The organism is Agrobacterium sp. LEGMi-208b (genome assembly GCF_059511785.1).
The window spans coordinates 122,372-134,613 of the sequence record NZ_CM183445.1 but is presented as its reverse complement, the minus strand read 5'-3'; the positions used below and the strand labels follow the sequence as shown (position 1 = coordinate 134,613).

The 12,242-nt window shown below is 59.7% G+C and carries 11 protein-coding genes; 6 read left to right on the top strand and 5 right to left on the bottom strand.

The features are described from left to right. Window positions 1–13: 13 nt before the first annotated feature. Window positions 14–601, bottom strand: coding sequence for a tRNA-specific adenosine deaminase (locus AC5YUO_RS00690; RefSeq protein ID WP_496153921.1), 588 nt, complete (start codon window positions 599–601; stop codon window positions 14–16). Between the two features lie 263 nt (window positions 602–864). Here AC5YUO_RS00690 and cysG point away from each other — a divergent pair, with 263 nt between their 5' ends. From cysG to AC5YUO_RS00665, 5 genes are all read left to right on the top strand, one after another. After that, window positions 865–2,328, top strand: a complete 1,464-nt coding sequence (gene cysG / locus AC5YUO_RS00685) for a siroheme synthase CysG (protein WP_496153920.1) — start codon at window positions 865–867, stop codon at window positions 2,326–2,328. Beyond that, window positions 2,321–2,635, top strand: a complete 315-nt coding sequence (locus AC5YUO_RS00680; protein ID WP_400812416.1) for a DUF2849 domain-containing protein — start codon at window positions 2,321–2,323, stop codon at window positions 2,633–2,635. Before cysG ends, AC5YUO_RS00680 begins: the two co-directional genes overlap by 8 nt. A gap of 8 nt (window positions 2,636–2,643) precedes the next feature. Then, a complete protein-coding gene (locus AC5YUO_RS00675; RefSeq protein WP_496153919.1) occupies window positions 2,644–4,314 on the top strand; it encodes a nitrite/sulfite reductase in 1,671 nt (556 codons plus the stop codon). A gap of 10 nt (window positions 4,315–4,324) precedes the next feature. Then, window positions 4,325–4,831 (top strand): DUF934 domain-containing protein, encoded by a 507-nt coding sequence (locus AC5YUO_RS00670; protein ID WP_496153918.1) that lies wholly within the window; start codon window positions 4,325–4,327, stop codon window positions 4,829–4,831. A gap of 148 nt (window positions 4,832–4,979) precedes the next feature. Further along, complete coding sequence (locus tag AC5YUO_RS00665) at window positions 4,980–5,792, top strand: ferredoxin--NADP reductase (protein WP_400812421.1); 813 nt, start codon at window positions 4,980–4,982, stop codon at window positions 5,790–5,792. Window positions 5,793–5,850: 58 nt separating this feature from the next. On the opposite strand, the gene AC5YUO_RS00660 is transcribed toward AC5YUO_RS00665, so the two are convergent. Continuing rightward, complete coding sequence (locus tag AC5YUO_RS00660) at window positions 5,851–7,137, bottom strand: MFS transporter (RefSeq protein WP_496153917.1); 1,287 nt, start codon at window positions 7,135–7,137, stop codon at window positions 5,851–5,853. A 196-nt stretch (window positions 7,138–7,333) separates the two neighbouring features. On the opposite strand from AC5YUO_RS00660, the gene AC5YUO_RS00655 reads away from it, so the two are divergent. Next, on the top strand, window positions 7,334–7,837 hold the full coding sequence (locus AC5YUO_RS00655) for a hypothetical protein (protein WP_400812425.1): 504 nt from the start codon (window positions 7,334–7,336) through the stop codon (window positions 7,835–7,837). Between the two features lie 39 nt (window positions 7,838–7,876). Here the strand turns inward: AC5YUO_RS00655 and AC5YUO_RS00650 are convergent, their stop codons facing one another. The 3 genes from AC5YUO_RS00650 to gcvH form a co-directional block, all read right to left on the bottom strand. Beyond that, window positions 7,877–8,680, bottom strand: a complete 804-nt coding sequence (locus AC5YUO_RS00650) for an endonuclease/exonuclease/phosphatase family protein (protein WP_496153916.1) — start codon at window positions 8,678–8,680, stop codon at window positions 7,877–7,879. A gap of 155 nt (window positions 8,681–8,835) precedes the next feature. Further along, window positions 8,836–11,700, bottom strand: coding sequence for an aminomethyl-transferring glycine dehydrogenase (gene gcvP / locus AC5YUO_RS00645; protein WP_496153915.1), 2,865 nt, complete (start codon window positions 11,698–11,700; stop codon window positions 8,836–8,838). Then, window positions 11,700–12,062, bottom strand: coding sequence for a glycine cleavage system protein GcvH (gene gcvH, locus AC5YUO_RS00640; RefSeq protein ID WP_142855703.1), 363 nt, complete (start codon window positions 12,060–12,062; stop codon window positions 11,700–11,702). Before gcvH ends, gcvP begins: the two co-directional genes overlap by 1 nt. Window positions 12,063–12,242 lie beyond the last annotated feature (180 nt).

The window sequence follows — 12,242 nt, the reverse complement described above, 5'->3', positions numbered from 1 at the left end:
TCCCGGAAATGCTCTAGTTCAGCGGAATATCGTTGTCGCTCTTGGATGATTGGTAGGTGGTGGAGAGATCGTCATAAGCAGCCTTGATGCGGGCTGTCTGGGCCTTCAGCGCGCTTTTCAGCGGATCGTCCTCGCCCTCCACCAGATCGGCAATGAAGAAAGAATTCCAGAAGGCATTGTTGCGACGATAACCGCCCGGTTCCAGCCCAAAGACTTCCTTGAGGATTTTCAGATCGTGAGGGATCGCAAAAGCGTCACGCGAATCCTCGTGGCTGAAGAAGGAATAGAAATTATCGAATCCGGCCCAGGTGATGGCGGACATGCACATGGTGCAGGGTTCGTGGGTGGAGAGGAAAATCAGTTCCCTGGTGTTCGGCTTTTCACCCAATTCGTAAAACCGCTTCAACGTATGAACTTCGCCGTGCCAGAGTGGATTTTCCAGCTCGTTATTGGTCTCGGCAACCACCAGCGACAGGTCGGATTTACGCAGGATCGCCGCACCGAAGACCTTGTTGCCAAGGCCGACGCCGCGGGCCGTCAAGGGCAGGATATCGTGTTCGATGACATCGAGGAGGCGGGCTGCAAGCGTCTGGCTGGTCAAGGGTCTGATCCTTCGTGCCGCTTCAGTCAAAAGCGGTCTTCACATGGAGAAATCGACAGGTGATTGTCGTTCCTTGTTCGGCGCGGGCACCCGCTTTGTCAAGGGATTGCGAGGGGATTCTAAAGCCCTGCCAAGGCTCTAAAAATCATTGCCGGTTTGTTTTCCTCCAAAACCGGGGTCTTCGAGAAATAAAAATCCAGGTGCCGGAAAGGCTTGAATTTCTGTTTCTTCAATCTTGCACCGCAATGCGGGATATATGTCCAATGCGCAACGAACATGATTTTTCCACGGCTGGCGACCGCCTTTCAACCTTCCCCGCTTTCTTCCGGGTCGAGGGACGGCAGGTGGCTGTCTTCGGCAATGGTGACGAGGCTTTCGCGAAGGTAAGGCTTCTCGCCAACACCAACGCGCATATCATTGCCTATGCCGACAGGCCGGAAGCGGATTTTTCGCGTTATATCAGCGAAAACGGTATCGATCACCGGGCTTTGGCTTTCGCCATCCCGTTGATCGACGGGGCCACGCTGGTCTTTGCCGCGACCGGCGATGAGGCTCTGGACCGCGAGATCGTCACCGCCGCGCGCGCCAGGAAAATTCCCGCCAATGCGGTGGATCAGCCGGCATTTTGCGATTTCTTCACCCCGGCTCTCGTGACCCGCGCGCCCGTCGCCGTGGCTATCGGCACGGAAGGGGCAGGGCCGGTTCTCGCTCAGATGATCCGTGCCCGCATCGACCAGATGTTGTCGCCGTCACTTGGCAAGCTCGCGCGGCTTGCCGTGCAATATCGCGACGCGGCCGAGGAGAACGTGCCAAAGGGCGCCTTGCGGCGCAATTTCTGGCGGCGGTTCTTTTCAGGCGCCGTGGCGGATGCGGTCGCCGTTGGGGACACGCTCTCCGCCCGCCAGGCCGTCGACCGGTTGCTGCAATCGCCGGAACGCAGTGAAGGCCGTGTCTGGCTTGTTGGCGCGGGGCCCGGCGCTGAAGATTTGCTGACGCTGCGCGCCCAGCGTGTGCTGATGGAGGCCGATGTTATCGTTTACGACGCATTGGTGCCGCAGGCGATTGTCGATATGGGCCGCCGCGATGCCGAAAGGCTCTCCGTTGGCAAGCGCAAGGGTTGCCACAGCAAGTCGCAGGAAGAGATCAACCGCCTGCTGGTTCGTCTGGGAAAAGACGGAAAGCGCGTCGTGCGCCTCAAATCCGGTGATCCGCTGGTCTATGGCCGGGCGGGCGAGGAAATGGCGGCGCTGCGCGAGGCTGGTATCGCTTACGAAATCGTGCCCGGCATCACCTCGGCCTTTGCTGCCGCTGCGGATTTCGAATTGCCGCTGACGCTGCGTGGCGTCGCCTCGTCGCTGATTTTCACCACCGGCCACGATCTGACTGGCGATGTTCTACCCGATTGGGCGCGTCTTGCCGTCTCCGGTGCGACGATTGCCGTCTATATGGGCCGCAGCGTTGCCGCTTCGGTGGCCAAGCGGTTGATCGATGCGGGACTTGGCGTTGAAACCACCGTCGCCGTCATTGAAAATGCCAGCCGCGCGGATCGTCGCCTGCTGCATGGCACATTGAACGATCTGCCCGACCTCGAACATCGCGATGAGCTGACCGGTCCGGTCATGGTCATTATTGGCGATGCCGTTGCGGGCGCCAATTTCGACAGATCCGAGGCGCTTGCGCTTGCAGTCAAGCCGACGGGCCTCAAACGGGAGTATGTGAATGGTTGACAAGGTTTTGACCGCCAATCGCCTGAGCGACGGCATCGCCGTCTGGCTCGACGCCAATGGCGAATGGACCGAGGCATTGCAGGACGCGATTGTGGCGCGCCATGCGGAGGCCATCGCCTCGCTGGAGGAAATTGGCAAGCGGGATTTCTCCGCCAACAAGGTCGTGGACGTTGCCATCGTCGATGTGGTCGAGCAGGATGGCAAGCTCTGGCCGACGCGTCTTCGCGAACGCATTCGCGCCGCCGGCCCCACCATGCACTATGCCGCCGGTTACAAGCCGGCCGATGCAGCATTCATCGCAGTCTGAGGAAGAATATGTACCGTTACGACGAGTTCGATCACGCATTTGTTGAAGGCCGCGTGGCACAGTTTCGCGATCAGGTCGAGCGCCGTTTGTCCGGCGAGCTGGCCGAGGATGCGTTCAAGCCGCTGCGCCTGATGAACGGTGTCTATCTCCAGCTGCATGCCTATATGCTGCGCGTCGCCATTCCCTATGGTACGCTGAATTCCAAGCAGATGCGGATGCTGGCCCACATCGCCCGCAAATATGACCGGGGTTACGGCCACTTTACCACCCGCCAGAACATCCAGTACAACTGGCCGCGCCTTTCCGATACGCCGGATATCTTGTCCGAACTGGCGAGCGTGGAAATGCATGCGCTGCAGACCTCCGGCAACTGCATTCGCAACGTCACCGCCGATCATTTCGCCGGTGCGGCCGCCGATGAGGTCGCCGATCCGCGTCCCTATGCGGAAATCCTGCGTCAATGGTCTTCGGTGCACCCGGAATTCTCTTTCCTGCCACGCAAGTTCAAGATCGCCGTCACGGGTGCCGAGCGCGACCGCGCCGCCATTCAGGTTCACGATATCGGTCTGCATCTGAAAAAGAACGACCAAGGCGAGATCGGGTTCGCCGTCTATGTCGGCGGCGGGCAGGGCCGCACGCCGATGATCGCCAAGAAAATCCGCGACTTCCTGCCGGAAGAGGATCTCTTGTCCTATACCACGGCGATCATGCGTGTTTATAACCTGCACGGCCGCCGCGACAACAAATACAAGGCGCGCATCAAGATCCTCGTGCATGAGACCGGTGCGGAAGAACTGGCTCGTCAGGTCGAGGTCGAATTCGCGGAACTCAAGAACACTGAGTTGAAGCTTCCGGATGCCGATATCGCGGCAATCACCCATTACTTCGCGCCGCCGGCGCTGAAGGACCGGCCGGAAGGCTGGGAAAGCCTGGCGCGCTGGAAGCGGGCGGATGAAGGTTTTGCCCGTTTTGTCGAGCAGAATGTCGCCCCGCACAAGCATCCCGATTACGGCATGGTGACGATTTCGCTGAAGCCGATCGGCGGCATTCCGGGCGATGCGACCGACGAGCAGATGGAACTCGTCGCCGATATTGCCGCGGAATATGCCTTCGACGAAATCCGCATCAGCCATGAGCAGAACATCATCCTGCCGCATGTGGCGCTGGCCGATCTCGAGCCGGTCTATCGTGCACTGGTGGGTGCGGGCCTTGCGACCGCCAATGCCGGGCTGATCACCGATATCATTGCCTGTCCCGGGCTGGACTATTGCGCGCTCGCCAATGCGCGCTCCATTCCGGTGGCGCAGGAAATTTCCACCCGCTTCGGCGCGCCCGAACGTCAGGCGGAAATCGGCGAACTGAAGATCAAGATTTCCGGCTGCATCAATGCCTGCGGCCACCACCATGTCGGCCATATCGGCCTGCTGGGCGTGGAGAAGAAGGGCGCGGAACTCTACCAGATCACACTCGGCGGATCGGGCGACGAGAACACCTCGATCGGTGAAATCATCGGCCGTGGTTTCGAGCCGGAAAAGGTGACCGACGCCATTGAAACCATCGTCGATACCTATCTCGGGCTTCGCCTTTCGAAGGAAGAAAACTTCCTCGAAGCCTATCGCCGCGTTGGACCGCAGCCCTTCAAGGATGCGCTCTACGGTTCCGCTGCAGAAGCCGCCTGAGGAGAATGCCATGACGAAAATCTGGAACCGCGACGGCTTCGTGGAAAACGATCCCTGGGTGATCGAAACGGAAGAATTGAAGGCGACAGCCGAGCAGAAGCCCCTGCTGCCGCTCACCGATTTTCTGGTTCGCGCTGCCGAAAGCAACGATATCGGTCTCGGTGTCCTGATTGCACCGGCCGATGATGTCATCCAGCTCGGCCCCTACCTTGATCGTATCGATCTTGTCGCCGTAAGCTTCCCGGCCTTCAATGACGGCCGTGGTTTCAGCCACGCCTCCTTGCTGCGCAGCCGCCTCGGTTTTGCAGGCGAGGTGAGGGCGGTCGGCGATGTTCTGATCGATCAGGTGCCGCTGATGCTGCGCACCGGTTTTACCAGCTTTGCGGTAACGAACGGTACGGCGATCCGCCGCCTGTCCGAAAATCGCCTGCCGGAAATCCCAGTTTATTATCAGCCGACAGCCAAGCCTGCGAGCGGCGGTGAGGCCTATAGCTGGCGTCGCCGTGCGTCTCTATGACACGTTGCGTGGAAATATGAGTTTTTGATACATATTTCCTACGCACATGGCAGTATTGATATTCTCATGTCTTCAAACCTCGGCAAGAATGGTATAATTGCCCGGTTGGAGAATGTCGCCTATCGAATAAGAATGGACGGAACCTGAAATGAACGCGCCAGCCAAGACGGAAGATTTCGCGATCAAGATACCTGACGGTGTTTACGCCGAGACGGTTTTGTCGGTGGAGCACTATACGGATCACCTGTTCCGTTTCCGCATGACGCGTCCGGCCGGTTTCCGTTTCCGTTCCGGCGAGTTTGCCATGATCGGCCTGATGGTTGGCGACAAGCCGATCTACCGCGCCTATTCCATCGCCAGCCCCGCCTGGGACGAGGAACTGGAATTCTTCTCGATCAAGGTTCCGGACGGTCCGCTGACATCGCATCTTCAGGCGATCAAGCCCGGCGATACCGTGCTGATGCGCAAGAAGCCGACAGGCACGCTGGTTCTGGACGCGTTGACCCCCGGCAGACGGCTTTACATGTTCTCCACCGGTACCGGCATCGCGCCTTTCGCGAGCCTGATCCGCGATCCGGAGACCTACGAGAAGTTCGAAGAGGTGATCCTCACCCACACCTGCCGCGACGTGGCCGAGCTGAAATACGGCTTCGATCTGGTCGAGGAAATCAGGAACCACGAATTCCTCAACGAGATCGTTGGTGACAAGCTCAAGCATTATGCGACGGTCACCCGCGAAGATTATCCCTTCCAGGGCCGCATCACCACGCTGATCGAAAACGGTAAGCTGTTTGCGGATCTCGGCGTTCCCGCACTCGACCCCGCCATCGATCGCGGCATGATCTGCGGTTCTTCGGCCATGCTGAAGGACACCAAGGAACTGCTTGAAAAGGCCGGCCTTAATGAAGGCGCCAACAACAAGCCCGCCGAGTTCGTCATCGAGCGCGCTTTCGTCGGTTGATCACATAACCAACAACGAGAGTTCAGGAGGCCGTCAGGCCTCCTTTTTGTTTGCGCTTTCAGTGCCGGTGGTGAGAGGCGGTGTCATCATTCCGGTTCGGCGCTATCTCGTTGCGATAGAGAAGAAAAAGCCCGATGGCGATAGCGGCAATGCCGCCGCCGACGAGATGCGACAGCGAATAACCGCCCTTCGTCACCAGCCAGCCTGCGACGACATTGCTGAATGATGCGCCGATACCCTGAACCATCATGACGCTGGCAAGGCCGACATTAAAACGACCGGTGCCCTTCAAAATCCTCTCCACCGCAACCGGGGTGACGATGCCGAGCAGGCCGGCGCCAACGCCATCGAGAAATTGCACAGGGAAGATCACCCAGAAATCCGTAAAGGCTGAGGCGAGAAGACCGCGTATCGGCAGGGCGACCAGCGCGATGATGAAAACGGTCGAGAGGCCGAAACGGCGTATCAGCCATGGGGCCATTGCGGCGACGAAGATCATCGCGAACTGTGCGACACCGGTGATGATGGCGGTGGTGCGGAAGGGCGTCTGCAGTTCGATGGCGAAATCCTGCGCGATCAACCGGCTCATCGGCGCGTTGCCGAAGTGGAAGACAAGCAGAATGATGGCGAGAAAGATCAGCCCGCGCTCCTGCAGCAGCACCTTGATGCCGGATGGGCCGGGTTCTCCCTTGTCTTCGGCAAGGCCGCGGGCGACCTTGTGGTCGATCCGATCGGGGTCGATCGCCGCCGTCGCGACCAATGCGCCTGCAGCGGTCAGCGGCATGAGGCCGATGATGCCGTTCATGCCGAAGAAGGTAACCACCACATAGGTTGCGAAAAGCGAGGCGAAATTGCCGCCGTGGTTCCAGAACTCGTTGCGTGAGATCTGATGGGAGAACAGACGTTCGCCGACAAGCCCGAGTGTGAGGCCGGCAAGTGCCGGCCCGACCACGGCGCCGACGACGGCCGTCATGATCTGACCGGTCCAGACGATCCATGCATCCGGAAAGATAAGCGTGATCAGCGCGCCGATGGTCACGAGGATGACGGGAATGGCGATTAGCGTTCTTTTCCACGTCGTGCCATCCACCAGCGCGCCACAGAGGGGGGTGGCAAGCAGACCGACGAGGCCGCCCACCGTGGCGATCATGCCCAGCGAAAGGGAAGACCAGCCCTTTGTCGCTAAAAAGGCATCCAGAAACGGCCCAAGGCCGTCGCGGGCATCGGCGAGGAAAAAGTTCAGCGCTGCAAGGGCAAAAAGCGTGCGGTCTGAAATGCCACCGCTGCGGGGCAGGCCACCGGAAGGAAGGCTGCCGCGCGCTGCCGAAACGCCGATCGTCGTCATGAAATATGCTCCGAAAATATGCGCGAGAAGATGGGGAATTGATTGAGGCTGGCGAGAAACAACCGTGCCCGCATTTGGTTGCACTGGCCCAACAGAAATATTGGTCCACCGCTATTTTTGATGGTTGCAGAATAGTCCGAAGGAACGTTTACCGACGCAAGCGAGTTAGCCTTCGTGGAAAAAACGGATACTCGCCATGAAGACCAAGGCTTTTGCGATTTTATTTTCTGCCGGACTGCTCGGCGCACAGCCCGCACATGCGGATGAACGCGAATTCCTCTCGTCGCTGAAAGGCACCTGGGCGGGCAAGGGAACCGTGATTACCCGCATTGGCACGCCGCCGATCAGCGTGAACTGTACGCTCAACTCCAATACCGGAGCGTCTTCGCTCAACATGTCCGGTACTTGCCGGGGACTGCTTGTGGTAAAGCGCGCAATCGCCGCCGATCTCTCGACGAAGGGCGGGCGCTATAGCGGCGCCTATACCGGCCCTTCCGGCCGCCCGTCTGCCCTTTCCGGCACGAGACAGGGAAATGCGATCAACCTGACCGTCCGCTGGAATCGCGATATCAACGGTGACCGTGTCGCCGCCATGACCATTGAAAAGGTTGGGGAGAATGGCCTGCGGTTGCGCACCACCGATAAGGACGGACGGACCGGCAAGACGGTGGTGACGAGCGATATCCGGCTTGTACGCTAAGACAGCCGCGGGAAAATGACAGGTGGAGACGTTCGAATCTTAGCGGAACTCAAGCAACAGGGGGCAATGGTCCGAGACCTCAGGCTGTCTCACCACATCGAAGTGATCGACCTCTACAGCCGGGTTGACCAGCATGTAATCCGCATAACGGCTCGGTTTGGCATAATGCGAGGTCCGGGTGCCGGTAAAGCCGCGTGTCGTGACGAGTTCGGTGAGATCCAGTTCCTTCAATACGGCGAAGGTTTCGCTATCAGGCAGAACATTAAAATCGCCGCAGACGACGATCCTGTCGCCATCCTCCGCAATGTTTTTGACGAGTTGCACAAGACGTTTTGCCTGTTCCAGCCGGGCAGGGATATCATGCTTGCCCTCGAGGTCGCGCAGCCCATGCATATGGGCGATGACGGCGGGCTGACCGGTCGTGAAGTCGAAAACCCTGATGGCGTGGCCCGTGCGTGATCGTGGATGATCGCCATATCCGTCAGCCGAAAAGACGCCGTGTACGAAACCCTGCGCCTGCGCAATGATGGCGAGGGATTTGCGAACGAAGGTCGCTAGCCCAAATTGGGAAGGATATCGAGTGTCGCCCAACCAGAGATCCCCCTGCGCTGCGGGGCAGAATATCGCCACATGATCCGGCAAGGCCTCAGCGACATCCCGCAGAAAATTCGCCCGCTGCGGCAGCTCTATGCCGTGATCGCGATAGCTCAGCCAGTCCTGCGTGGCGGCTGGTGTGTGCACCACTTCCTGCAGACATAAGATATCGGGGTCAGACGAGGCAATATAGGGAAGGAGCTCGTCATGAAGCTTTCCGCCCCAACCATTCAGGCAAATCAGACGCATTCCCACTCCATCCCCACGTCGCGGCGTCATCTGTTTACCACGGGATATGCCACGATCAACCATTCGGAAGCGTGATGGTCAGATAGCGAAGGCCCTGCCATAACGAAAAAGGCCCGGATCGCTCCGGGCCTTCGTATGTCGGTTGCAGCGCTGCCTTATTCCGCCGCTTCGGCATAGGCCTCCATCGGCGGGCAGGTGCAGATGAGGTTGCGGTCGCCATAGACATTGTCGATGCGGTTGACCGGCGACCAGTATTTGTCGATGCGGAAGGCACCGGGCGGGAAGCAGCCTTTTTCGCGGCTATAGGGACGATCCCACTCGCCGACCAGGTCTTCCACCGTGTGCGGCGCGTTCTTCAGCGGATTGTTGAGCTTGTCCGCACGGCCTTCCTCGATGTCGCGGGCTTCCTCGCGGATCGCCAGCATGGCATCGCAGAAACGGTCGATTTCCGCCTTGGTCTCGGATTCCGTCGGCTCGATCATCAGCGTGCCGGCAACCGGCCAGCTCATGGTCGGCGCATGGAAACCGCAATCGATGAGGCGCTTCGCCACATCGTCCACCGTCACACCGCAGCTGTCCGCAAGCGGGCGGGTGTCGATGATGCATTCATGCGCCACGCGACCGGTCTCGGACTTGTAGAGCACGTCGTAAGCGCCCTTCAGCCGTTCGGCGATATAGTTGGCGTTGAGGATCGCCACCTTGGTCGCCTGTGTCAGCCCTTCACCGCCCATCATCAGGCAATAGCTCCAGGAGATCGGCAGGATCGACGGCGAACCGAAAGGAGCTGCAGACACCGCACCCTCACGACCGTCCGTCGCCGGATGGCCAGGCAGGTAAGGCGCCAGATGCGCCTTGACGCCGATCGGCCCCATGCCCGGACCGCCGCCGCCATGCGGAATGCAGAAGGTCTTGTGCAGGTTGAGGTGCGAAACATCCGAACCGATATCGCCGGGACGGGCAAGGCCGACCATGGCGTTCATATTGGCACCGTCGAGATAGACCTGGCCACCATGCTTGTGGGTGATCTCGCAGATCTCGCGAACCGTCTCCTCAAACACGCCATGGGTGGACGGATAGGTGATCATGCAGCACGAGAGGTTTTCCGCATACTGCTCTGCTTTTGCACGGAAATCATCGATATCGATGTCACCGTTATCCCGCACCTTCACCGGCACCACCTTCATGCCGACCATCTGCGCCGAGGCAGGGTTGGTGCCATGCGCCGAGGTTGGAATGAGGCAGACGTCGCGATGGGTACCGCCATTGGCGAGGTGGTAGTTGCGGATCGTCAGAAGCCCCGCATATTCCCCCTGCGCGCCGGAATTCGGCTGCATGGAGAAGGCGTCGTAACCGGTAACCGAGCACAGTTTTTCCGAGAGATCGTCAATCATCTCCTTGTAACCGAGCACCTGATTGGCTGGCACGAAGGGATGAATGTCGGAAAATTCCGGCCAGGTAATCGGCAGCATTTCCGCCGTGGCGTTCAGTTTCATGGTGCAGGAACCGAGCGGGATCATCGAGCGGTCGAGCGCCAGATCGCGGTCCGAAAGACGGCGGATGTAGCGGGTCATCTCGCTTTCGGCACGGTTCATATGGAAGATCGGATGCGTCATGTACTGGCTGGTACGCAGCAGATCCTTCGGCAGACGATAGTCCGGCTCGAAATCCGAAATCGAGAAATTGCCGCCGAACGCACGCCAGACGGCTTCCAGCGTTGCCGGGCGCGTACGCTCATCAAGGCTCATGCCGATCTTGGTCGCGCCGACCTTGCGCAGGTTCACACCTTCCGCCACGGCCGAGCGCAGGATGACGCCCTGCATATGGCCGACTTCAACGGTGATCGTGTCGAAGAAGGTTTCCGGTTCGATGGTGTAGCCGAGCTTTTCCAGTCCCTTGGCCATCAGCACGGCCTTCTGGTGGGTCTGCTGGGCAATCGCCTTGATGCCCTGCGGGCCGTGGAAGACGCCATACATCGAAGCCATGACGGCAAGCAGCACCTGCGCGGTGCAGATGTTCGACGTGGCCTTTTCACGGCGGATATGCTGTTCGCGGGTCTGCAGCGACAGGCGATAGGCGCGGTTGCCGCGCGCATCGACGGAAACGCCGACAAGACGGCCGGGCATGGAGCGCTTATGCGCGTCCTTGACGGACATATAGGCCGCATGCGGGCCGCCGTAACCGACGGGAACGCCGAAACGCTGCGAGGTGCCGATGGCGATGTCAGCGCCCATTTCGCCCGGAGACTTCAGAAGCGTCAGCGCCAGAAGATCGGCGGCGACGGCGGCAATCGCGCCCGTCTGGTGCAGGCGGGAAATCAGGCCGGAGAAATCGCTGACATGGCCGTGGGTGCCGGGATACTGGAAGATCGCGCCGAACACGTCGACCGGATCGAGATCGGTGAAGGGATTGCCGACAATCACCTTCCAGCCGAGCGGGGCCGCACGGGTCTCGATCAGCGCGATCGTCTGCGGATGGCAATTGGCGTCGACGAAGAAGGCGGTTGCCTTGGATTTCGCGACGCGCTGGCACATGGCCATGGCTTCGGCGGCGGCAGTCGCTTCATCGAGCAGCGATGCATTGGCGACATCGAGACCGGTGAGATCGCAGACCATGGTCTGGTAATTCAGCAGCGCCTCAAGGCGGCCCTGGGAAATTTCCGGCTGATAGGGGGTGTAAGCCGTGTACCAGGCGGGGTTTTCCAGAATATTGCGCTGGATGACCGGCGGCGTGATGGTGCCGTAATAGCCCTGGCCGATCAGCGAGGTCAGGACCTGGTTCTTGTTGGCCGTCTCGCGCAGACGATCCAGCGCCTCGCGTTCGGTCAGTGCCGCACCCCAGGTGAGCGGCACCTTCTGGCGGATCGAGGTGGGAACGGTGGCGTCGATGAGGGCGTCGAGGCTCTTATAGCCGACGACCTTCAGCATCTCTGCCATTTCCGACGGCGACGGCCCAATGTGACGCCGGTTGGCGAAATCATAGGGCTGATAGTCGGTGAAATGGAATTCGGTGGGCGTCGTCATTACGCGATCAGCTCCTTGTAAGCTGCTTCATCGAGCAGCGTATCGGCATCCGCCACGTTGGAAAGCTTCAGCTTGAAGAACCAACCGGCACCCTGCGGATCAGAGTTGACCAGAGAGGGGTCATCGACGATGGCCTGGTTGATCTCGACCACTTCGCCATCCAGCGGACAATAGACGTCGGACGCCGCCTTGACGGATTCCACGGTCGCAGCCTCGCCATCCTTGGCGAAGGTGGCGCCCACTTCCGGCAGCTCGACAAAAACGAGATCGCCAAGCTGTTCGGCGGCGTGGCTGGTGATGCCGACCGTGGCGACATCGCCTTCGAACTTCAGCCATTCGTGTTCTGCGGTAAATTTCAGCATAGGGACGTCCTCTCTTGGAAGGTCATTTGATTTTTTGATTGGGCGGCGGCGGGGATACCCCCCTCTGCCCTGCCGGGCATCTCCCCCTCAAGGGGGGAGATCGACTTGCGGTGAGGTCTCGCCCATCTCAAAGGCTGAGAATGAAGTGACGAAAAAGCGTCTTGCCGATCTCCCCCCTTG

Excerpts from the sequence above, each read along its gene's own strand:
- cysG (WP_496153920.1), top strand. The coding sequence starts at position 865 with ATGCGCAACGAACATGATTTTTCCACGGCTGGCGACCGCCTTTCAACC.
- AC5YUO_RS00680 (WP_400812416.1), top strand. The coding sequence starts at position 2,321 with ATGGTTGACAAGGTTTTGACCGCCAATCGCCTGAGCGACGGCATCGCC.
- AC5YUO_RS00675 (WP_496153919.1), top strand. The coding sequence starts at position 2,644 with ATGTACCGTTACGACGAGTTCGATCACGCATTTGTTGAAGGCCGCGTG.
- AC5YUO_RS00670 (WP_496153918.1), top strand. The coding sequence starts at position 4,325 with ATGACGAAAATCTGGAACCGCGACGGCTTCGTGGAAAACGATCCCTGG.
- AC5YUO_RS00665 (WP_400812421.1), top strand. The coding sequence starts at position 4,980 with ATGAACGCGCCAGCCAAGACGGAAGATTTCGCGATCAAGATACCTGAC.
- AC5YUO_RS00660 (WP_496153917.1), bottom strand. The coding sequence starts at position 7,137 with ATGACGACGATCGGCGTTTCGGCAGCGCGCGGCAGCCTTCCTTCCGGT.
- AC5YUO_RS00655 (WP_400812425.1), top strand. The coding sequence starts at position 7,334 with ATGAAGACCAAGGCTTTTGCGATTTTATTTTCTGCCGGACTGCTCGGC.
- AC5YUO_RS00650 (WP_496153916.1), bottom strand. The coding sequence starts at position 8,680 with ATGCGTCTGATTTGCCTGAATGGTTGGGGCGGAAAGCTTCATGACGAG.
- gcvP (WP_496153915.1), bottom strand. The coding sequence starts at position 11,700 with ATGACGACGCCCACCGAATTCCATTTCACCGACTATCAGCCCTATGAT.
- gcvH (WP_142855703.1), bottom strand. The coding sequence starts at position 12,062 with ATGCTGAAATTTACCGCAGAACACGAATGGCTGAAGTTCGAAGGCGAT.